Source organism: Paraburkholderia sp. MM5384-R2 (assembly GCF_014201025.1).
Classification (GTDB): domain Bacteria; phylum Pseudomonadota; class Gammaproteobacteria; order Burkholderiales; family Burkholderiaceae; genus Paraburkholderia; species Paraburkholderia tuberum.
In genome coordinates this window covers 41,809-63,931 of sequence record NZ_JACHDI010000022.1, presented here as the reverse complement: position 1 = coordinate 63,931, position 22,123 = coordinate 41,809, and the positions used below count along the sequence as shown (strand labels likewise).

Below are 22,123 nucleotides of genomic sequence, written 5' to 3'. Positions count from 1 at the left end.
CCCCCGAAACCCCACAAATCCATGCCGCAAAAACCTTGCTGAAAGATCCCATTTCCTAACTTGGCTGGATTGGTCTTCGCGTGGTCTTAGGCGGAGGAATCATGCGTGACGCCTCCTGCAATATTATCTCCAGCATCCAATTGCTTGCCGGATCACTGTTGTGAAGGGCAGACCATTGGACGGCCTCGGTGAATGCGGGACGTGGCAGCGGAAGTTCGACGATCCGCAGAGGCATCGCTTTTTCGAAATACTTGACCAGCCTTAACGGCATCGTCCCTATACGGTCAGTGTTTAATAGCATAGGCGGGATCATGCTAAAGCTCGGCACGATGACCTCGTCCCGTCTCTTGAGACCGTGCTGAAGCAAAAACCATTCCTCGATGGAGGGCTGCCGCGCCCGCCCGAACTTGACCACAACGTGCCCCATCGACATATATCTCTCGAATGTGAGTTGCCCTGATAGCTGCTGGTTCGTGCGGCAGCCTACGCACACGAGCGTCTCCTCGAACAGCTTCGCTTTAGGGTGCGCGCTCGACATGAAAAATTCCGGCAAGATAAGAAAATCGGCTTCGCCGCGCCGGAGAACCTCATCGGGGTCATCGGCAAGTGGCAGCAATTCGAAACTGACGGCGGGAGCTTCCCGTGCAATACGCTCCACGATCTTTCGAAAAAATACGACTGTCATGAAATCGGAAAGAATGATCCTGAAGCGGCGATCCGATTTGGCTGGGTTGAACACGTCCTGGGAAATAACGGAGAGCTGGATGTGCACCAGAGCCTCCCGGACTGGAGCAGCGAGCCCTTCTGCACGCGGTGTTGGGACAAGTTCCCGGCCCCTCATCGTAAATAGTTCGTCGCAGAAATAGGCGCGTAGCCTGGCGACGGCCGCGCTCATGGCCGGCTGGCTCAGGTTGATGCTGCGTGCCGCCGCAGTGAGGTTACGCTCGGTCATCAGAGCATCGAGCGCGACGAGGAGATTTAGATCGAGGCCTTTGAAACGCATGATCCCAACTTATCCATAGTGTGGATGTGTTCCATCAAGACAAACGATTTTACGAATTGTACGGCATGGAGGATAGTGTTCCTTGTAAATCCGATTGAATTTCGCAAACCTGCTGGCACCTTCGTGGTGCCGGGGTATTGGATGCAGTGTGTCGTAGAACTGAGCAAAGCCGAGGAAATGACGTTGCAGCAGTTGTCGATCAATCACATGCATCGGGAGCCCTCCTCGCGAACCAGCCGCATGTTTGGCAACGATTGGGGATTTCCTCGGGGTTCCAGCGCTTCAGCTTTCTGGTCGCGCCATCCTTCAGCGCCAAGAAACGCGACCCTGGACCAAACGGTACAGAATTTTCATGAATTGCGGCGCCATTTTGCAGACGGACCCTACGCGAGATTCTTTGGGGCTGGTGACGTCTGACCGGTGTTCGCAGCGGCGAGCGATACCCTACCTTACTTATGTGGTAGGGGTTCGAGTCTTGCCAATAGGGGCTTCCTACCACGATGAAGGAGAGAAACATGCTGTGCTTAGGAGTGAGCGGCGGGCTAGACAAAGTTCATGAAAATTCACTCGAACTGCCGAACACATTTCTGCACGACGGCGCTGCGGTGCTTGTCCGGGACGGACGCGTAATAGCGGCCGTCGAAGAGGAGCGCCTCAACCGGATCAAGCACTCTAACAAGTTCCCGAGCAGTTCAATTCAATACTGCCTCGCATCCGCAGGGATTCAGCTCAGCGATATCGACCACATCGCGTTTTACGCTACCGAGGCCTATTGCAACGTTATGCTCGAACGCCTGTGCCTGTCCCAGCCGAACATCTCCAATCCGGTGGATGCCAAGCTGTTTCTGCGTAACTTACTAATGCGGGAATTCGGTACCGAGGTCGATCCTTCGCGAGTCTCATTCGTGAGTCACCATCTGGCGCATGCCGTGAGCGCGTTTGCGATGTCTGGATTCGACCAAAGTCTGATCCTCGCGGTCGATGGCGGCGGTGATTTCCTCTCAGGGCTCTTGGCGCTCGGATCTGGAACCGAAATTACGCAACTCGCGACTTTCGCAGAGCATAATTCTCTAGGGCTGTTTTATCTCGAAACAATCCGGTATCTCGGTTACGGCTTGTTCGACGAATACAAGGTCATGGGGCTTGCACCTTATGGGGATCCCGCTCCCTATCGCGGGCTCTTCGAGCAATTCTATCAACTGTCCGTCAACGGTGAGTACCGCGTATACCTGGACCGCATCGGTCCGACGCTGCTCCGCAGCATCCAGGTCCGGCGAAAGGGAATGCCATTCACACAGCAGCATCGAGATGTGGGTGCTTCATTGCAGGAAGCGCTGGAGCGGATCGTGTTTCACATTCTCCGCCATCATCGCGAGGTCACCGGTATGAAGCGGCTGTGTATAGCCGGAGGAGTAGCTCATAACTGCACCATGAACGGTAAGCTGCTGTATTCGGGACTTTTCGAAGACATCTTCGTGCAGCCCGCAGCGCATGACGCCGGTTGCGCATTAGGCGCTGCGCTGATGCTGTCAAACGACTTCGGTCGGCCCGCGCCACGTGAGCGATTACAGGAGGTTTATTGGGGGCCCGATCTGGGGAGCGATCTGGTCGTGGAGCAAGAATTGAATGCGTGGGCCGGACACCTCGACGTTGAACGCAGTGATGACGTGGCAGGCAGAGCAGCGGACTGGATGGCCAATGGCGCCGTGATCGGCTGGGTGCAGGGTCGTTCGGAGTTCGGGCCACGCGCGCTTGGCAACCGCAGCATTCTTGCCGATCCCAGGCCGGCGGCAAACAAGGACCGGATCAACGCCATGGTCAAAAAGCGTGAGGGTTACCGACCGTTCGCGCCATCAGTGCTCGAGGACGATGCGCGCGAATTTTTTGACCTCCCAGAGCGCACCTGCGAATTCCCTTTTATGAATTTTGTAGTTCGCGTGCGCGACTCCAAGCGTCCCTTGCTCGGCGCCATCACGCACATTGACGGTACAGCGCGGCTGCAAACAGTATCGCGCAAGACCAATCCCCCCTATTGGGAGGTTATTAATGCGTTCAAGAAGCGGACAGGAATCCCAATTCTGCTCAATACTTCCTTTAATAACAACGCTGAGCCGATCGTAGATTCGGTTGCAGACGCGATTGCCACATTTCTGACGACAGAGCTGGATGGACTTGTGGTCGGGCCGTTCCTCGTCAAAAAGCGGCCCGCAACGCAGGAACATTGGACTGCGCTCGCGGTTTCACTGCCGCCCTATGCATCGCTCTATCGAGTCCGCGCTCACACAGCGCGGGATCGTCAGGAGACGGTGTGCGAAATTCGCACCGGCGGCTCCAACTGTGACAGTGTGCGTATTTCACATGAGTTGTTCGATCTGCTGATGCAGATCGAAGGCGAAGCCGTAATCGGACATCTTCTCGATACATTTACGCCTGAGCAGACTCGACGTGAAGCCCTCGTCGAGGAGCTGCGCGGATTGTGGGAACAGCGTCGGGTTCGGCTACATCCCTCACGGGCGTTGTCACGGTAACGACGCCCTTCCAATGAGTGGCTGAAGATCTGAAACCAGGTAACAGCGCTCGCGAGCTATTTGTCTAGAACGTTAAACAATAGCGTTTGGCCGCCGTGTAGTTCTTGTACCAACACGCCGGTGTCCAACGGAGCACCAGTCCCGGCCCAAGGTCCGGACACTTGCAGTGGCGCACCATAAAGGTAGGCGGAATTGACACATCAAACGAACTTCGAATTGCTGCGTCGGGAATTGGACGCAGACGATCCATGGCGGCTCGACAGCAATCCCTTTGAGCAGGAGCGCCACAGGCAAATGCTTCGGATGGCACTTTCGCAGGGATCCGTCACAAATGCGCTCGAAGTCGGATGCGCAGGCGGAGCCTTCACGGAAATATTGGCACCGCACTGCCAACGGCTCACCGTGATCGATATCGTGCCACACGCAATTGCCAGGACACGCGAACGGATGATGGACCCACCACACATCAATTGGATCGTCTCCGATGTCCAGCATTTTTCGACTGAGCAACAGTTCGATCTGGTCGTGGTGGCGGAGGTTCTTTATTACCTCGACGGCAGCGCCGAGGTGCGCGCGGCTGTCCGCAATTTAGCACGGATGCTTGCGCCCGGTGGACAGCTGGTTTTCGGATCGGCACATGACGCCAATTGCCGGCGATGGGGCCACATTGCCGGAGCCGAGACGGTCATAGCCATCCTGGAAGAAGAGCTGGTTGAAATCGATCGTTTGAGGTGCGTCGGTCAGTCGTTGAATGAAGACTGTCTGCTCGCCAGTTTTCGAAACGCGGCTTCGCCTTCGTGTGGACCAACTTACCAGCCTTAGGCCGGGAGATATTATGCGCATCTGTGGGATCAAACTGACGCACGACGGAGCGATCGCCCTTGTCGAGGATGGAAAACTGGTTTTTTGCGTGGAGCAGGAAAAGCGAGACAACAATCCGCGGTATCAGGCAATCGACGACCTCGACGCGATCGCGATCGCATTGGCCGAGCATGGTTTCGATGCGCACGATATCGACCACTTTGTCATCGACGGCTGGGACGGAGTAGTCGAGTCGCAGTTTCGCGTCCTCAGTGGGTCGATTCCCGTCAGCCTGAAAGGGGCCCCTTATGCCGAACGCCAAGCCGATGATCTTCTCGCTTCGATCGACGGCTCCGGACTGCTTGTCGGGGGCCAGTCCTTTCCTTATAAAAGCTATCCTCACGTGTCAGGCCATGTGGCCTCCGCGTACTGCACCAGTCCCTTTGCCCAAAGCGGGCAACCTGCATTCTGTTTGGTGTGGGATGGTGGCATCGTCCCACGCCTCTATCATGTAGAACGCCACCACGCCCGCCATATTGACTGCCTGTTCCCCGTGATAGGTCACATCTACGCTGCGGCGGGTCATCACTTTGGTCCTTATAAGAAGCCGGGCGGCGCCCGGTGGGATCTGGGTGTGGCCGGCAAGCTGATGGCTTACATCGCGCTAGGCTCCGTTGACGAAGATATCGTTGAGGTATTTCGCGAGCTTTATCAGGCACGCTTTGCTGGCGACACGGAGTGTGCGCAAGCTTATCGCGAGAACATCCACAGCGCGGACGCGTCACTAGCGGCTGTAGGAGAGTTCTTCGAAGCAAGCGGGCTGCGACTGGAAGCCAAGCCGCCCGAAGACGTACTCGCCTCGTTCCATGTATTCCTCGAGCGTCTTCTCGTTGATGAAATGGGTATCGCGCTGCAGCGCCATTCGATTGCGGGGCCGAAAAATCTGTGCATCGCCGGCGGATGCGGACTCAATATCAAATGGAACAGCGCCCTGCGCGCAAGCGGTTTGTTCGACGCAATCTGGGTGCCGCCGTTTCCCAACGATAGCGGGTCTGCGATTGGCGCCGCTTGTTGCGCGCTGGCAGTCGAGAAGGGCTTCGTGCCGCTGGAGTGGTCGGTATATAGCGGACCGGCCTTAAAAGGTTGCCAAGTACCGCCCGGATGGACGGCGTCTACTTGCTCCATTGCAGAACTCGCCAGCATACTCGCCACTAGCAAGCCCGTCATTTTCCTTGCCGGCCGAGCCGAACTCGGACCACGAGCATTGGGGGGCAGAAGCATTTTGGCCGCCGCGACTTTGCCCACAATGAAGGATCATCTCAACGACATCAAGTTTCGAGAGCACTTCCGTCCCGTTGCGCCAATTTGCCTTGAGGATCGTGCGCCGACCATTTTTAGCCCGGGGAGCCCTGATCCCTATATGTTGTTCGATCATCAGACGCGCGCGGAATGGCGAGAAAGAATCCCTGCCGTCGTGCATCTCGACGGATCTGCCCGATTGCAGACCATTTCGAGAACTTCCGAGCATCCGGTGGCGCAGCTTCTGGTCGAATACGAAAAGCTGACGGGTATTCCGTTGCTCTGCAACACGAGCGCCAACTATCACGGACGAGGTTTCTTCCCGGACGCTGCTTCAGCCTGTGCGTGGGGACGCGTCGAACGTGTGTGGTGCGATGGTTTGTTACTGACCAGGACTGGTCTGTCGCCGTCAGTCGACGAAACACTTTTCGCTACGTTGCCGTTCGAAGATTGCTGACGTTGCAGCTCAGTGGTCAGTACGACGCGGTCACTTGTCCCGGCAGCTCGCTCTATCGCTACGGTCCGAAGACGATCAGCCGGCCTCCCTTGGCTCGATTTTCGCAAGCACTTATCCCGGGCGGAGGTTGCTCATCGACCTGCGGAACCTCGATGCCATCCTCGGAAACGTGGCATCTTCTTCAAAATGCAGTGGGTAATGGGGCTCACGGGGCGTGCGGGTTAAAGCTGGAGAAATCCAGCTTGCCGGCGATGAGAAAGAGGACGGTGCGCATCGTCGTGAAGCGCGTGTCACCGCGAGCCTTGCGCTTGGCAGCTTGAAACAAGCCTTGATGGCCTCGATGAAGCCGTTGGTCTGGCGGGTCTGAGTCCAGGCGACGATGCCATCGAAGTGCTGGTGAATCATTCGCGCCACTTCCTTCATCGGCTCGACCTTTGAGCGCATGACGTTGGTGCACCACTGCCGCAACACGCGTGGACAATTGACGCACCGCAAGGTTTGCGTATGTTCAAAGTGTTCAGCTTCTCAATTCCTCGTATGATTCACTCAGGCGGCCCGAGGTAATGTCAAACCAAGCATAGTGCTGGTCAGAATGCCGCTATTGGGAAGAAAAGCGATCGTCATCGACTGCTTTCGTTTTCCTGCAGCGGGCATCGGCTACGCAGTACGCCGGCACCACCGCCTCAATCTTAGTCCACGGGAATTGCGCTGCACTATCTCGGTTGGCCAATTCCCCTCTAACGGCGGAACAAGTTCCTATGGACATGCTAGACGTCATCGGTATTGGTATCGGACCGTTCAATCTAAGCCTCGCGGCGCTCATTCAGCCCACCGGTTTGCGAGCGCTCTTCTTTGAGAAGCGCATAAAATTCTCCTGGCATCCGGGGCTCATGCTGCCCCAAAGTCAACTCCAGGTGTCGCCGCTCAAGGATTGCGTGACCCTGGTGAATCCCACAAGCCCCTATTCCTTTCTCAACTATCTCGCTGTACATCGACGCCTGTACAGCTTCGTGAATAAAGGTGGAAACAGCACGTCGCGACGTGAGTTCACCCACTATTACCAATGGGTCGCGCAATGCCTGGACACGCTTCGATTCGGCGAGGAGGTGATCGATATCAGGCCTTGCAATAAGGGCTATTGCGTGACCACCACCGCGCGCACATATCATGCGCGCGCGGTAGTGGTCGGGGTCGGGGTCGAACCCAAGGTGCCGGCATGTGCGCGGCAGGTGGTTGGCGAGACGGTCTATCACGTTGACGACTACCTTAACCGGAAACCGTTCAGCGAAGACGAACATGTGCTGGTGGTGGGCGGCGGGCAGAGCGGCGCGGAAGTCGTCGAGCACATGCTGACCGAGTCAGGTCCCGACAAGATCACTTGGGCGACGTCGCGCGCCAATCTGTTTGCGATGGACGACAACGCATTTGTCAATGAAGCATACATACCCAGTTATAGCCAACGCTTTCACACGCTGCCGATCCAGCAGCGCCGGGCCATTGTCGAAAGCGAAAAGCTCACCAGCGACGGCATCTCCGCCAGCCTGTGCAACCGGCTCTATGAAGCGTTGTACGAACGCAGCGTCCATAGCACGCTAGCCGACTGCTTTCGTCTGTTGCCTTCGGTGACGATGGACGAGATCACACGCCGCAGCGGTCGCTGGCATATCGGGTTGACCTCGCTCGTCACGTCGCAGCGCAACGGCATAAGCGCGGACAGAATCATCCTGGCAACCGGTTTTCAGCCGCGCCATTTGCCATTCGTTCAGAAGCTGCTCGACGGCGCAAGCCGTGAAGACGGTCTGCCAACGCTCGATCCCGATTACGCCGTGCGCTTCGATGCGCCAATGCCCGGTCCCGTGTATCTGCAAAACCAAAGCCGCGTCCAGCATGGCCTGCAAAGCGTCAATCTTTCGCTGGTCGCGTACAGGAACACCCGCATCATCAACAGTCTGCTAGGTCGTGCGTTCTATCCGGATGTTCCGGACCGGCAACTGCTCGACAGCCTTGAGGATCAGGAGACTGAAGCAGGATCGATACTGTGCGACGCGCATCAGGCCTCGCGTCATCCGGCAGTGGCGTAAGCGCATGACTAGCTCCTCCGTTTATTTATCGACCGGCGAGCGTGCGATCTCACACGCCGAGCACTTGCCGGCATCCCTCCAATTACGGGCGTTCATTCCGTTTCTGATCGCTTCACTGGTGATCGCCGCTTCGTACGGGACGAGTTTTCTCCTGCCCGAGTACCTGCAATCCCTGGGCATGAAGAGCGATGTCGCCGGCGCCGTGATTTCGAGCGGCATGGTCTCGACCATGATCTGCTGCTGCGTGGCTGGGCGCATAGCCCAGCGTATCGGTGTCATGCCGACCATTGCGCTGGCCTCGCTCGTCATGGCAGGCAGCATGCTCTGCTTCGCCGCTGCGCCAATGGACATTCGTGCCGTCTATGCAGGCGGTTTGCTGTTGGGCGCTGGGTGGTCCGTGTTCTTCATACTCGCGCCGCTGCAAATCATCCATCATCTGTGCCCCAACGCGCGTATCCAGTACCTGACCTTCGTCTCCGGCACGCAAATGGCCGGCCTAGGCATGGCGGCGCCTTTGAGCCGCCTGATCGCCCAACATACCGGCTCGATCGCGCTGGCCTACCTTCTGTTCGCTGCGGCATGCGCGGTGGCGGCAGTCTGCGTCAAGATCGCCGGCGAGGCGATGAGGGATAGGTCCTGTTTGCCGATGACGCGCGTGGCCATTACCGCGACCGACACGTTGGCCCTGCTCAGGGCACGAACAGCAGTGCCGATCGCAATGATCGCACTGGCAGCCTGTGTCTTCGCCGGGCTGGCGACTTACCAGACACCCTATGCCGTCTCGCGTAACCTCAGGCCAGACCTGTTCTTCCTGACGTTCACGATAACCAGCGTGGCACTGCGCTTGTCGCTCGCGAGAAGCCTGGGACGCATCAACCCCGCGCGACTGGCGCTCGCATTGTTTTTGCTGACCGGCGCCTCGCTCGTACTGTTCCTGTCGAACCGCGGCAGCACGACGCTTTATATCGTCGCTACCGCGCTGTTCGCCACGGGCTACGGACTTAGCTACTCGACCCTGAACGGCATGGCCGTGAACCTCGCCGAAGACCACGGCGTTTCGGTGCCGATGACTTCGCAAATTTTTACGCTTGCCTATTTCATCGGTCTGTTCGGATTCCCTTTCCTATGTGGCGCCCTGATTCACGTTTTCGGCGCCGATGCAATGCTCGTCGCCCTGCTAGGCGCCGTACTCGCCAATGTCGTGCTACTCGGCGTCATGCGAATGAAGGCACATTTCGCCGCCTGACTTCTCCTTGAAAACTCCGTTCTTTAACGAGGTGATTCGTATGCTGAATGAAACACAAAAATCCAAGTGGCATGAAGATGGATATCTAAAAGTAGAGGGCTTTTTCGATCCGGTCACCCGCGAAAAGATTTCTGCTCTGGTCAACGATGTCTCGCGCTGGGAAATCAGCGACAACAAATGGATGATGTGGTTCGAGAAGACCGAGGACGATCGCAGGATCGTTTCAAAGGTAGAGAACTTTTTGGACTTCAACAATGAGCTGCGCGATTTGTTGCTAGCCGACAAGCGTATCCAGACGGCTGTCGAATCGCTTCTCGATGAAGATACCCGCATGCTCAAGGAACTGCTCATCTTCAAGTACCCGGACAGCGGCGGCTATCGTCCGCATCAGGACATCTATCACATCCCGCACAACATTCCTGAACGCATGGTGCATGCCGTGGTCGCCATCGGCATCGACGATTCCGGTCCGGACAACGGCGGCCTGTTCTTCAGTCCGGGCAACCATCAGAAAGGTGTGTTTCCGATGGACGCCGGCGGCGTGATTCATCCGGAGGTGACCGAGACGTTCAAGTGGGAACCCGTGCCCTGGAAGGCCGGCGACATCTTCGTCTTCGACGACTACGCGCCGCACTATTCGCAGCCCAACAAAAGTAACCGTTCGCGCCGCGTGCTCTATCTGGTGTTCCAGCGCGCCTCAACTGGTGGCCCCACGCGTACGGAATACAACAAACTGAAGCGTGCCTACAACCCACCCGAAGGAAAGGAATCGGATATCCACGATCTGAAGCCGCCAAATGGCATTTTCTATCGTACCTAATGTAATTCACCGGAGGATGTGCGTGTACACAAAGCAGATTGACTCATCCATGATGCGGCCGGAATACGGCGTTCTAGTTTGCCGGCTGCTCGAACATCTGCCCGCTGGCCTGACAAAAGCGTTCGGCACGTCGATTGTTGAGGTCGTGCCCGCGGGCGCTGTCAATCTGCACTCCCATTCCGAGCATGAACTGTGGGTACTCATTTCAGGCAAGGGAGTCTTCGAGGTGAATGGTCAGGCGCGGCCAGTGGCAGATTCAACGCTGCTCTATATCGAGCCGAATCAGGAGCACGCGATTCGCAATGCCGATCCGGCAGCGAGCCTGAAATTTCTATCGATATGGTGGGACTAACGTGACCACACGCACTTTTTTCGTTTGCCCCGCACCGCCCTGCCCGAACGGCAAGCTGCATCTCGGCCATATTGGCGGGGTCTATCTGCTCACCGATCTTTTCGTTCGCTTTCAACGTATGAGAGGTCACCGCGCCTACCACGTCACAGGTGCGGACGAGCATGGCACCTATACGGTAGTGAAGGCGCGCAAGCTCGGTCGTCCGATTGACGAAGTCGCGCAGTTGCATATTGACGAGATAATGGATTGCTTGCGGGCAATGCACATCGAGCCCGATGTCTTCGTCAGAACAACGGACGCTACGCACAAGCAGAACAGTCTGAAGATCTTTCGCGAGCTGGAAGCTGCAGGCTACATTGATGTGCGTGATGGCCATCAACTCTACTGCGAAAACTGTGACCAGTTCGTGGCCGATTCGCTTGCCGTCGGCCGCTGCCCCGCGTGCGATGCGTCCACCGACAGCAACTTGTGCGAAAACTGCGGTTTGGCGCAACAGCACTCGAAGTTGCGAGCGCCAGTCCACACGTCGTGCGGCAAACCGCTATCGCTTCGCCCCATCGAACAGGCGGTTTTCGACGTCCCTCGCATAGCAGCCATGCTTGACGATGCGATCAAGGGAAGTGAATGGGATCAAACGATCCAGCGTAAAGCGCGTGCATGGTTGCGTGACGAATTGCGGCCGCTGCCTATGTCGCGCATTTTCGACCGGGGTGTGACACTTGAAGCACCCGCGAAGATTGCGGGGCAAACGTTGATGACGTGGTTCGAAGGGCTTTGGTGTTTCGAGACGGGGATCCGCTTGCAGTGCGCGCGCGACGAGGTCGACTACGACACCGTGATGCGCGACCCCGATACACGCCTCCTGTTTTTCATGGGCCAAGATAATCGCTTCTACTACACCATCGGTGTGACTGGCAGTCTGCTTGCGCGCGGCTATCCGCTTCCGGCAAATCATTCGATCCAGGACTTCTATAAATTGGAGGGCGAGAAATTCTCGACTAGCCGCGACCATGCACTCTGGGCAGATGAAGTATCCCGGCAGGTCGACCCGAGTGTGTTGCGCTATGCGCTCGCTCGGCTTGCCAAGCCGTTCGGCACCAACAATAACGATTTCCAGATCGGCGAACTGATCCGGTCGGCTTCGCACATCCTTGCGTGGGAAAGCGCCCTCCGCCGCGATTCACTGCACTCGGCGAATGTCGATGGAAGCGGTCTTACGCCGGCGCACGACGACATAGTCCAACGTTATATCACCGCGATGGACCAGGTACGCTTCTGGAACGCCCTCGATCTGATTGACGAATACTTCGTCGCGACGGGCTTCGGCACGAGCCCGGAAACGTGGCGGCCGGTGCACGTATCCGTCTTTCTGAGCATGCTCCATCCCGTGATGCCAGTGCTGGCCGAACGCTATGGAAACGTGTTCTTTGGCGAGAATTGGACACCGGCACTCGGCGCAAACGCCATGCTATTGGCTACGCCTCCCAGAGCAACGGCCGAATTTCCGCCGTTCGGAATGCCGATTGCCGACTCGTTCATCCGCCAATATCAATCGCGCTTCCAGCGCGCCGTCGATGCCGCGTAACCAACGATGAAGCCAGTCATGTCGATGCGCAGTCGCACTTCGCTCAGTTATGGGGTATTCGACTACACCTCAGGCAAGGACACAGTCAACTTCGCCTATGGGCTTCCCGATCCTTTGACGTTCGCCCGCCTGCAATGGCCGGACCCGCTTTCCGTCGAGACGGGCGTCAGCATCTCCGACCTACCGCAGTACACCGACGCCTATGGCCTTCCCGAACTGCGCGGACAGCTTGGCCAAAGGTACCGGATGGCGCGTGGCAATGTCATTCTGACGAACGGCGCTTCACAAGCCCTGCAACTGCTCGCCGATGCTTTTATCGACCCAGGAGACGTCGTGCTGACCGAGGACCCGTCCTATCTCGGCGCGTTGCGCATTTTCTCTATTGCGGGCGCGACGGTGGTTCAAGTAGGTGCGGATTCCTCGGGTGTCGACCTCGATCTGCTCGAACAAGCATTGCTGCACGCAAAGGGGCGAGCCAAGTTGTACTACACCACTCCGGCGTTCCACAATCCGACTGGACGATACTTTGCACACCGGCATATGGTCGAGGTGGAGGCTCTCCTGTCCCGCAACGGCGTGCGGCTGGTGCAGGACCTGGTTTATAGCGAGTTGCCCTATGATGGCGCGTCACCTGAGGTTCTGCAGGCGGGTGGTAACATCATCAATGTGCATAGCTTCTCCAAAATCTCAGGCCCCGGGCTTCGCGTAGGCTGGGTGCTGGCCGAGCCGGAAATTGTCGACCGCCTGGCCCACCTGAAATGCGATGGAGGTGTGAGTCCCATTGTCAGCAATATGGCGCTCGCCTTATTGCAGTCGTCGTCTTTGGACGCTCACGTCGAACACCTAAGGACGCACTACCGGAGCAAGCGCGACGCAATGCATAGGCTGTTACAGGCCTGCCGATTCTGCAAACGGGATTACGAGATTCCGAGTGGTGGATTTTCGTTCTGGGTCTCGCTTGCCGAAGGCGTCGATTCCGCCGAATTGGTCGGCGAGGTGCGCCGGAAGCACAATGTGAAACTCGTCGAAGGAAAGCACCATGGACCGAGCGGTGCAGCCCATGTACGCTTAAACTTCAGTTATCTCCAGCCGCGTTTGATCGAGCGCGGCTTGGCTCAGATAGACGATGCGCATGCGAGCCTTCTGACATCGACGCGCTTTAAGCGGCGTGGCTAGAGAATGCCAAGTACTACGGATAGTCGGTGCGAGATGTACAAGAGTAGGCCGACCGAAGACATCCACTGCGCCGCCTCTCCCGCAAACAACTCGACGAACGCTTTTCGGCATGGCACTACGTCACTGATTTCGCTCAGGATCCGTCCGTTATATAGGCAGACACCCCCTTCGCGCGTGTCTCGGAACCAGTCAATTCCTGTGCGTTCTGTACGATCAGCACGTCATCGCTCTGCAGCCGATATCAACATCAAGACCTACCCGATGTAAACGGTATGGGATTCCGACCAAAATCGAAACAGGAGAGCAAGTGAAAAAACTGCTGATCGTGTCGATCGCCGTCGTGCTGATAGGCTATCTCTGCATCAGCGGTATCGCGTACATACACGACAAGGACTATGCGGAAAGAGCGGCCGTGAGACTGGCTGCGTCCCCACAAGCATTCGGCATCCGCGAAGTGTTGGATCGAAACGCGTGCTATTACTGCCACTCGACGAAAACTGTCCTGCCCAACTATGCCGCGCTACCGGGCATTCGTCAGCTAGCCGAGCACGACATACAGACGGGCCTCGCCTACTTCCGCATCGACAGCCTGTACGCGGCGCTCGAAAGTGGCGTACCGGCCCCCGAAGCCGATCTTGCAAAGCTGGAAACCGTTGTGAACGAACGCAGCATGCCACCAAAGCTGTTCCGCTTCGTACACTGGACCACCGGCTTGAGCGGCGACGATCAACGCGCGCTTGTCGACTGGATCGCGTCACAGCGACACAGCGCATATGCGACGCCCGGCGTTGCACCAGAGTTCGCTAACGAGCCGGTACAACCGTTGCCACATTCCTTGCCGACTGACGCGGGCAAGGTCGCGCTCGGGAAACAGCTTTTCAACGATGTCAGACTATCGGTGGACAACACGATATCGTGTGCGAGCTGCCACAAGCTAGCGATCGGCGGCGTAGATGGAAACAAGGTTTCGTCCGGCGTGGGTGGCCAGTTGGGTGCAATCAACGCACCGACAGTGTTCAATTCGGCACTCAACCGCAAGCAGTTCTGGGACGGTCGCGCCGCCACGCTGCAGGAACAGGCCGGCGGCCCACCGCTGAATCCGGTCGAAATGGCGTCCACGTCATGGAGTGAGATCATCAATAAGCTGAAACAGGACTCATCGCTGACGCAACAGTTCTTGCGGGTGTACCCGGACGGTTGGTCAGGCGAGAACATCACAGACGCGATCGCCGAATATGAGACGACACTGCTAACGCCGAGTCGCTTCGATGCTTACCTGCGCGGCGACAGGGGTGTGCTGAATAGCGAGGAACTGCGCGGCTACCAGTTATTCAAGGCAAACCATTGCGCGACCTGCCACGTTGGCAAGAATCTGGGCGGGCAGTCGTTCGAACGGATGGGCCTCGCGGCCGACTACTTCGCCGCGCGGGGCTACGCGCGCACCGACGCGGACAACGGCCGCGCCAACTTTACGAAAGATCCGCTCGATCGCCATGCGTTCAAGACGCCGACGCTGCGCAACGTTGAGCTGACCGCGCCCTATTTCCACGACGGCAGCCGCATCGATCTGCGCGAAGCTGTACGTGACATGGCGATATATCAGGTCGGCAAACAATTGGCGGAATCGGACATTGACGCAATCGTCGCGTTCCTGAGGACGCTAACGGGTACGCTTCCTTTCCATGCCATGACCATCTCTCGCCAGAACGCCTCGCCCTGCCGAGGCCGCCGCGTGCCCGTCGATACAGTCTCTCCCGTGGTGTTCTCCATCGCATTGCTCCGTCGTTACGATGGCTACACCCTCGCGCCGCGCGTACGTGCGTTCAAGACGGGATGCGCTGATGGATACGGTGCGAGTTCGTGAAGTCCGCACGGGCAAGCTGCCGCTCCTGAAGGTCCGTACGAGGTAGCTTACTCACTAATAAAGTGCTCGGAAGTGGGTCCCATCCCGCAGTGCTTAACCCTGCGTCGATGCCTGTCCCACGCGCCACGGTGACCAATTGTCGGCTGCGGCTTCGGGCGTCGGGCGAAGTCGTGCGCTGGCCGCGATAAGGGCGTTTATCGCGGCGAGACCTTTTTTAATCGCGACAAATGCGGTTTTCTTGCGTCAGGCCTGTGCGTAATACAGACTAAATAAACCGCCCTGCGCCTCGCGCGGCTGGCCTTTCCCGACGTCCCGCCACGCGCCGTCGTTTGCTGCCCGTTTGCTTGCCGTCTGTGGCCGGTCCGCTGCAGGAGGTCCTCCATGGCCCGCCCCGCCGCCGTGACCCCCGACGCGATCCGCGCCACCATCCTCGCGATGCTCGCCGAGGCGGGCGACCCCACCCTCGCGTCCGATGCCCCTTTTCCGGAAGATCGTCTCGTTGCGCAAGCTTCGGGGCACGTCTCGGCGCCGGCGCCCCCCGCCACGCTCTCGCGGCACCTGAACGCCATCGAGGCGGAGGTTGTGCACGCGGGCCTCACCGGCTTCGCGTTGCCCGACGTGCCGCCGGAGATCGCCGCGCAGATGCCCGTGTCGTGGGAGGCCGCAGTCGCCACGCAGCTGGACAGTACGGTGCGGCTATGCCGCGAGGCCGAAGCCTTGGTGGGAGCCGCAGCTGAGGCACAGCACAACGCCGCGCTGAAGGTCGAACTGCTGCGGGTCGAGTTCGCGGACGTGCGGAGTCAGCTAAGCGCCCGAGACGCCGCCCTAGCGGTGGCTGTGCGAATATTGAACGGGCCACGAAGCGGACTGCGACCCTTGAAGATTCTGCAGGCGCAGCTGGAGGCCGGGGCCGCCAACTCGGCGTAGAAGGATGAGAGCCAACTTGCCGCCGAGCGTGCGCGGCTTTCCAAACAGCTAGTGCGTGAAACCGCGCACCAGCGCGACACGGTCCAGACGGAGCAACAGCGCCTCGAGAACTTCACAGTACAGAGAGGGCTATTGGCCGCAGTACGCCGCGCGCACAATGTGGGCATCGGTGTGGCTCCTGCCAGCTACTGCACCCGCCCACTATAATGCGGTTTGGAGTTGACCCTGTAATCTCGAACACAGGTTCACACTATGGTTGCTGAATCCATCGAGCGGCGGAACTCGCGAGGCGAACGGTATTTCAACGCGCTATAGGGATGCTTCTCGTTCTAATGCTCGAACGCGATGGCCAGGTTGCGTGCAGCGGTCGCTGCGTCCGGCTTCGGCATGAAGGCGACGTAATGAAGCTTCATCGTCTTGACGAAGCTCTCAGCCATACCGTTACTTTGCGGGCTATAGACCGGAGTGGTCAATGGCTTCAGCCCGATGTTCCTCGCAAACTGGCGCGTATCGTCGGCTGTGTAGCCCGAGCCATTGTCGCTCAGCCACTCGATTTCTGATGGCGTATGCAACGCATTGCCGAAGCGATTTCCCACCGCAGTCAGCATCACGTCGCGCACGATGTCGCCGCTATGGCCTGCCGTCGTATGTGCGCATGACGGGATAGACGCGCTTTGCATTGAACGGGACCAGCCCAAGCGCAACGCGTTCGTTGCGCACCTTGCCCCGAACCAGGCGATAGCCATACTCGGCAAATCGCCGACGACGCGGCGAATTTCCTCGACCACGCTCGCATCGTCGGTATGCCTCGATTGACGTCCATCTCGCCAGGTAGCCGGACACGACAGTCGTGCCGATACGTTCGAGCGCGACACGCCGAGAACTTCACAAACCAGCTTCACTGGTCTTCCTCCGGCAGCAAAGGCGAGTGCGCTATCCATTTCTGCCCGACCATACTCGACTGCTTCGCAAACGTTCTCATTCTCCGTTGTCTTCTTGCCGAGCATCCGTTGCAGTTCGCGATCTGCTTGAGTGCATTGGCCAAATCCGATGCAGGGACAACTTCTTCGCCAGCCTTGACCGCTGACAGGCTCCCGTCCTAGTAAAGCTTGCGCCAGTGGAACGGCTGGTTCGGGTTCGCGCCGTGCGGGCGCGCGACCATCGAAACCGATTTTCCCGGCTCGAAGGCTCTCTCGCACCATCGCCAGCTTTTGTTCCACCGTCCAGCGCCGCCGACGCTCCGGGCCCGTCAACACTTCCATCACTTCCTGCCTGAAGTTAGTCAAATCTATGGTCGCCCCCATTTTTGCAAATGCCGGTTTCGACGATGTTACGGGCTTGCGCAAATCTATTCGGCGTCCTCATGGGGTCACTGCCCCAGCGCCACGATGAGAGTCGCACCTGACGATCCTAAAAAACACATCGGCTTTGGAAGCCTCCTTGACTATCGGGTTGTTCGTTCAGGCCGGTATGCCGTTCACGTCATCAATTTCCAGCGATCGCAAAACCAGATGGTTAATCCAACGCTAACAGCCTCTCTCAGGCATCCTGCAATCGAGAACCGGTAGCTTCGAATACCGTGTGCCGTGCAGCTATGGCCCACGCGATCCGGGCCAGCTTGTTGGCCAGCGCGCAGGCCACAACGCTCGAGTGTCGTCGCCCGAGGAGAGCACGTACCCAGTCAGCAAGAGGACCAGATCTTCTTTCGACGTCACGCATATAGGAGCGCGCGCACTGCACAAGGAGACGCCTGATATTCTTGTCCCCTCGCTTGCTGATGCCGAGCAGAGTCGCTTTGCCGCCTGTACTGTGCTGACGCGGAACAAGGCCGATTGAGGCAGCGAAATCACGACTGTTTCGATACTGCTTCCCGTCACCGACCTCGCTTGACAGCACGCTTGCCGTAATTGGGCCGACTCCGGGGATCGTCAGTAGCCGCTGCCCGAGATCATCGTCACTCAACTGGCGAGCCAGCTCCTTGTCGAGGTCGGCAATCTGTCCGTCGAGATACTTGTAGTGGGCATGAAGCCTCTCAAGCATCATCACGAGCCGGGGGGGAAGTGAATGCTGGGCGATGATGGTTGGCAAACGCTTCAACGCCGTGCTGCCCACGGGCAAACTGACGCCGAACTCCAGAAGAATTCCGTGAACTTGGTTTCCGGTGCACACACGGTCGCGCACGAACGATTCCCGAATTCGATGCAGTGCTGACAGGACTTGCTGCGGCTCTGTTCGAGGTGTGACGAATCGCATGGACGGGCGCGATGCCGCTTCGCAGATCGCCTCGGCGTCGGCAAAGTCGTTTTTATTGCTTTTGACGAACGGCCGAACAAGGTGTGGGGCAATGAGCCGGACGTGATGGCCCAAGCCACCCAGCGTGCGCGCCATGAAATGCGCACCGGCACATGCCTCCATTGCAATAGTACAGGCGGGAAAATTCGCCAATAGCTCAACGTGTCATCGGCGATCTGAAAGTCGTCAAAAACTGACAGTGTGAAACTCACTGCGTGGAACCAACTTTTCTTGGTTCATTTTCTTCGGGGCCCGGTTTATCGAGAGCCTCAGTCTTCTTTATTTTTCCTCGCTCCATTCTCCTGCTTCCCGCGTGGTTGCCGCATTCTCAGCGGATTAGCCACTGAGGTCAGCCGCGGTCGCAGAGCCAGATTGACTATTTATCCCGCCGTCGCGCTATCGCTTCATCAATGTGAATTTCAAACCGTCCGTTTTCATCGAATTCCACGTCGCCGCTGACACAACGAGCTGCCTGCGTGTCACTTTCCGGCGAAAGACCTCTTTACCCTTTTGGTCCTGGGCGTGTAAGTGAAACGAATGCTTCCCAAGATCGATTCCGACGAGCGTCACTTCTTCCATGATGGTTCCCCTCGGTGATTGCCTCCGTAGCGTACTCTTGCCACGGAGGCGGGGGCGACCATCCCATTAACACAGTCCTATACCTACCCGTTGTTTTAGTGGGAGACTGTGTCCGGAGATTCAGGGGGCCGCTCCACGGTTGCAGCAGACGATGCGACAGAACGTACCGCCGGCTGCCTACGCTGGTGGCGCGCGTTCTAGGCGCTACACTGAAATCACTTGTTAGAATTGTTGAGTCAAAGCATCCTTAACGGCCCCTGAGATAGCAAACAACCCCGTTCTCAAGGAATCGCCAAGGCTCGCAGTAGACATCAGCGATTTTGAGGCGGAAATCCGACAACCCGCCCTGCCGCTGACACGGAAAGATTTTCGCGAAGAGTTGCATTTTCGTTTCGCAGTCTTTCCAGCTCGACTAGCGCCGCGTCCCGATCGGCTTCGACTTGTTGTAGCTCCAGCTCAGTGTCACGGTGTGACTGAGCGAGGCCCTTATAGTTTTCCATCCATTCTTGCAGCCGTTCAGCGACCGTTCTGCGAAGACGAACCCGGCCAACCACATTCGTGGCCTTTAACCCGGAAATCCACGCCTTGACCTCTTTCCCGAGGTCACGCTGCTTAGCAGTGTAAAACGTCGTTTCATGAATCCCGGCCCGGCGCGCTACCTCCGCTGCTGACACCGCGCCGCCATTATGCGGATAGACACCACCGTTTCTTGCCATCTCTTCATCGATGCCATTCATAACATCTCGGACACGCTTTTCAACATCCTGTGATCGAGCCTTCCCTCGTTCTAGGGCACTATCGCGCATCAAAGCGCGAGAAGCGTCTGACGTAACCCTCTTCCCCTTCAAGTACGCCCTCGTCATGTTACCGCTCCGTCGTGGTCGACCTCATTGAGGACAAGCTGAACAGTTGGGTCATTACTCCACTTCGCGCGAATGTCCTCAAATCGCCGAATGTGCATTCTTATCTGACCGGCCCAAGATTCCCGCATCAGATCCTCTCCCGCTACGGAGGCTTCGTTGTAGGCCTTGATGGAATCTCTTATCGCTCCATCGACGTCTTCCCTTAGAAACGCTTCTTCGAGTCGGTGTCGACAATGCGTTTGGCATCGAGCAGGTTCGGGGTGCCCACGGCTCTTATTGCATGGACCCGCTTCGGTGCCCGGAAACTTCGTGCAAATGATCCCAGGCCGGACGTAGTGCCAAGCTTTGCCCTGCAACGTGAGTACCTCGGCAAGCTCCTTTGCATTCTCCGCGCCCCACTCCATTCCGGCATGGTGTAGCCCTTCTTTCTGAACCGCAACGGCCTGTCGGAACGTCGTTGCTGCAGGCCCGCCAAATCCGCCATTGACCAACGAAGGACCTTCCGCATCTTCGGCTTCAATCATCTTCTGTACAACTTCGGTTGCCCTCATGACCCTGAGTTCGCGGCATAGCTGCTCTATCTCCGCACGGAGACCTTTGTCGGTCATAATGTAGGTCATCGTCATCTCAACCGCTTTATGCCCAAAAACCCTCATAAGTATCTTTGGGGCTTGTGTAAGCGCTAGCGCGACGAGCCGCGCCACCGTCTTTCTCAGTCTATGCGAGGTAAACGCCATTCCACCGGGATGCGTTTCCAAACAGAGAGTTCGCGCATATTGCCCTAACGCCCAGTTGAATTTCAACAGCGGTGATGCACGATCGCCGTACCCGATGCCGGATTGCGACCACAAATGTGTTCCAAAATTTGTGCCTTTTTCCCGTTCGACACTTCGCTCTGGCTCTTGATTTCCGATGGTTTCCAACGCGCGAACTAGCCGAACCTGTTGCTCGATTGCCGCAGCAGCAATGTCAGGTAAGATCCAATCTCTCCATTCACCGCCATGCCGTTCGACCAACTTATAGGTTTTCCCATTCGCATAGGGCCTTCCATTCCTGGCATATCGCACGCAGTTACGCTCCAGCGAAATTATTTCTCCTTTGCGACCAGCTAAAGTCATACCTACAAGGAACATGTGTGCAAGCTGAACCGTGTTTGCGATGGCAAACACTTCTGAGGGCAGCTTCGGCGGCCATGCAAGACGATGTATTTCTGCATCACCAGCCCCGGCCTCAGGAGTTAGCCCGCTTACCTTCGAGTATCGACCTGCCGTGTTCGGAGAGTATATTGGGAAGGGTAACGACTCGATAGTGTTACCTTCGCGATCTTTCCACACGTGACCCGAAAGAAACTCTTTTAACTTGCGTCTCCGCCTAGTCCTCACGCCCTTTGTACCCAATTCCGGCTTATCTTCCTTGACATAAATCTCTTTCATTTTCCGGAGCACCGGGATTATGACTGGCCCAATATTCTCGATAAGCCACAAGCTTCTCGCACCCATTGCTGCAACGTAGTCATCTGGCAACGGCTGGTACGGTACAGATTTGTCTTCGTCAGTTTTCGGCTTCCCCGGTCCGGCTACGGGGGTTGTTCGTCGGTTATCGTGTTCAAGAACCGGCACTTGATTCCAGAGACCCATTGATTCGAGCATGAACATACGTTGAAGCTCAGCAACAGTTCTCCTCTTTGCAGTCTTCGCAAGCGAATCGACATATTCGAGTGGGACATGCCTTAGAAAGTCCGCTGGAACGTCCGCCTCGTTCGCTGATATGCTAGAGACGAATGAGGCGATGGACACCGCGAAGAGCTTAGGAAGTATGTCGTACGCAAGGCCCCGTATGGTTGTCGGATCAAGAGAGGAATCACGGCTACGAAATCCGACCGGACCAATCCGAAGCAGAAGCAAGTACCGTGTGATGATCAGAACTGCCCCCTCCACAATTCGGCCAAGCCTCTCCGCTTCCGATTCCCGACCTCTCGCGTTCAAGGGCGTCCCCTCAGGACATAGTCCCTTCATGGTCATGGGTAGAAAGTGAATAATTCGGCTTCGTAAATCCACATGTAGTGTTGCTTGGCCAACCTGCGTAGGCGCCCAATCACGCGGTGTATCCCAATAGCCGAACTTGCTCCCATGCCGGAGGAGAGACTGAATCGTCGTCAGACTGTCGCTGCCAGCGCGCTGTATGGACTCGACCTCCACCCGCAGACGCGCGCGGTTAGCAGTCCCGTCAACACCATTCTCGTCAAATACT

15 protein-coding genes and 3 pseudogenes are annotated in these 22,123 nt (G+C 57.5%); 12 read left to right on the top strand and 6 right to left on the bottom strand.

The window, feature by feature from the left end; translation table 11 throughout:
- Window positions 1-55 precede the first annotated feature (55 nt).
- Window positions 56-1,003 (bottom strand): LysR family transcriptional regulator, encoded by a 948-nt coding sequence (locus HDG37_RS28625; RefSeq protein ID WP_184053413.1) that lies wholly within the window; start codon window positions 1,001-1,003, stop codon window positions 56-58.
- A 75-nt stretch (window positions 1,004-1,078) separates the two neighbouring features.
- Here HDG37_RS28625 and HDG37_RS40110 point away from each other — a divergent pair, with 75 nt between their 5' ends.
- The 4 genes from HDG37_RS40110 to nodU all read left to right on the top strand — a co-directional run bounded on the left by HDG37_RS40110 (window position 1,079) and on the right by nodU (window position 6,088).
- The gene (locus HDG37_RS40110; RefSeq protein ID WP_311541612.1) at window positions 1,079-1,420 is read left to right on the top strand and encodes a hypothetical protein; all 342 of its coding nucleotides are present in this window, start codon (window positions 1,079-1,081) and stop codon (window positions 1,418-1,420) included.
- Between the two features lie 98 nt (window positions 1,421-1,518).
- Complete coding sequence (locus HDG37_RS28615; protein WP_184053411.1) at window positions 1,519-3,531, top strand: carbamoyltransferase; 2,013 nt, start codon at window positions 1,519-1,521, stop codon at window positions 3,529-3,531.
- A 192-nt stretch (window positions 3,532-3,723) separates the two neighbouring features.
- Window positions 3,724-4,353 (top strand): nodulation methyltransferase NodS, encoded by a 630-nt coding sequence (gene nodS / locus HDG37_RS28610; protein ID WP_184053409.1) that lies wholly within the window; start codon window positions 3,724-3,726, stop codon window positions 4,351-4,353.
- A 13-nt stretch (window positions 4,354-4,366) separates the two neighbouring features.
- The gene (gene nodU / locus HDG37_RS28605) at window positions 4,367-6,088 is read left to right on the top strand and encodes a nodulation protein NodU (RefSeq protein ID WP_184053407.1); all 1,722 of its coding nucleotides are present in this window, start codon (window positions 4,367-4,369) and stop codon (window positions 6,086-6,088) included.
- A 205-nt stretch (window positions 6,089-6,293) separates the two neighbouring features.
- On the opposite strand, the pseudogene HDG37_RS28600 reads toward nodU, so the two are convergent.
- Window positions 6,294-6,559 (bottom strand): annotated as a pseudogene (locus HDG37_RS28600) (transposase); the annotation flags it as partial.
- 287 nt (window positions 6,560-6,846) lie between these two features.
- Between HDG37_RS28600 and HDG37_RS28595 the strand changes: the two are divergent.
- The 8 genes from HDG37_RS28595 to HDG37_RS28560 all read left to right on the top strand — a co-directional run bounded on the left by HDG37_RS28595 (window position 6,847) and on the right by HDG37_RS28560 (window position 16,139).
- Entirely contained in the window at window positions 6,847-8,169 is a 1,323-nt protein-coding gene (locus HDG37_RS28595; RefSeq protein ID WP_184053405.1) for a lysine N(6)-hydroxylase/L-ornithine N(5)-oxygenase family protein, read from the top strand.
- Window positions 8,170-8,173: 4 nt separating this feature from the next.
- A complete protein-coding gene (locus tag HDG37_RS28590; RefSeq protein WP_184053403.1) occupies window positions 8,174-9,415 on the top strand; it encodes an MFS transporter in 1,242 nt (413 codons plus the stop codon).
- A 40-nt stretch (window positions 9,416-9,455) separates the two neighbouring features.
- Window positions 9,456-10,235 (top strand): phytanoyl-CoA dioxygenase family protein, encoded by a 780-nt coding sequence (locus HDG37_RS28585; RefSeq protein ID WP_184053401.1) that lies wholly within the window; start codon window positions 9,456-9,458, stop codon window positions 10,233-10,235.
- Window positions 10,236-10,251: 16 nt separating this feature from the next.
- Window positions 10,252-10,587 (top strand): cupin domain-containing protein, encoded by a 336-nt coding sequence (locus tag HDG37_RS28580; RefSeq protein ID WP_184053551.1) that lies wholly within the window; start codon window positions 10,252-10,254, stop codon window positions 10,585-10,587.
- A 1-nt stretch (window position 10,588) separates the two neighbouring features.
- Window positions 10,589-12,172 (top strand): class I tRNA ligase family protein, encoded by a 1,584-nt coding sequence (locus HDG37_RS28575; protein WP_184053399.1) that lies wholly within the window; start codon window positions 10,589-10,591, stop codon window positions 12,170-12,172.
- Between the two features lie 18 nt (window positions 12,173-12,190).
- Window positions 12,191-13,348 (top strand): PLP-dependent aminotransferase family protein, encoded by a 1,158-nt coding sequence (locus tag HDG37_RS28570; protein ID WP_184053397.1) that lies wholly within the window; start codon window positions 12,191-12,193, stop codon window positions 13,346-13,348.
- Window positions 13,349-13,655: 307 nt separating this feature from the next.
- Window positions 13,656-15,212, top strand: a complete 1,557-nt coding sequence (locus tag HDG37_RS28565) for a cytochrome c peroxidase (protein ID WP_184053395.1) — start codon at window positions 13,656-13,658, stop codon at window positions 15,210-15,212.
- A 381-nt stretch (window positions 15,213-15,593) separates the two neighbouring features.
- Window positions 15,594-16,139: a DNA-binding protein gene (locus tag HDG37_RS28560; protein WP_184053393.1), complete on the top strand. Its 546-nt coding sequence runs from the start codon at window positions 15,594-15,596 to the stop codon at window positions 16,137-16,139.
- Window positions 16,140-16,384: 245 nt separating this feature from the next.
- Here the strand turns inward: HDG37_RS28560 and HDG37_RS28555 are convergent.
- The 4 genes and pseudogenes from HDG37_RS28555 to HDG37_RS28535 all read right to left on the bottom strand — a co-directional run bounded on the left by HDG37_RS28555 (window position 16,385) and on the right by HDG37_RS28535 (window position 21,894).
- Window positions 16,385-17,401 (bottom strand): annotated as a pseudogene (locus HDG37_RS28555) (transposase).
- A 277-nt stretch (window positions 17,402-17,678) separates the two neighbouring features.
- Window positions 17,679-18,593: pseudogene (locus HDG37_RS28550) on the bottom strand (IS110 family transposase); the annotation flags it as partial.
- 728 nt (window positions 18,594-19,321) lie between these two features.
- Window positions 19,322-19,747, bottom strand: coding sequence for a hypothetical protein (locus HDG37_RS28540; RefSeq protein WP_184053391.1), 426 nt, complete (start codon window positions 19,745-19,747; stop codon window positions 19,322-19,324).
- Between the two features lie 122 nt (window positions 19,748-19,869).
- Complete coding sequence (locus HDG37_RS28535) at window positions 19,870-21,894, bottom strand: hypothetical protein (protein ID WP_184053389.1); 2,025 nt, start codon at window positions 21,892-21,894, stop codon at window positions 19,870-19,872.
- Window positions 21,895-22,123 lie beyond the last annotated feature (229 nt).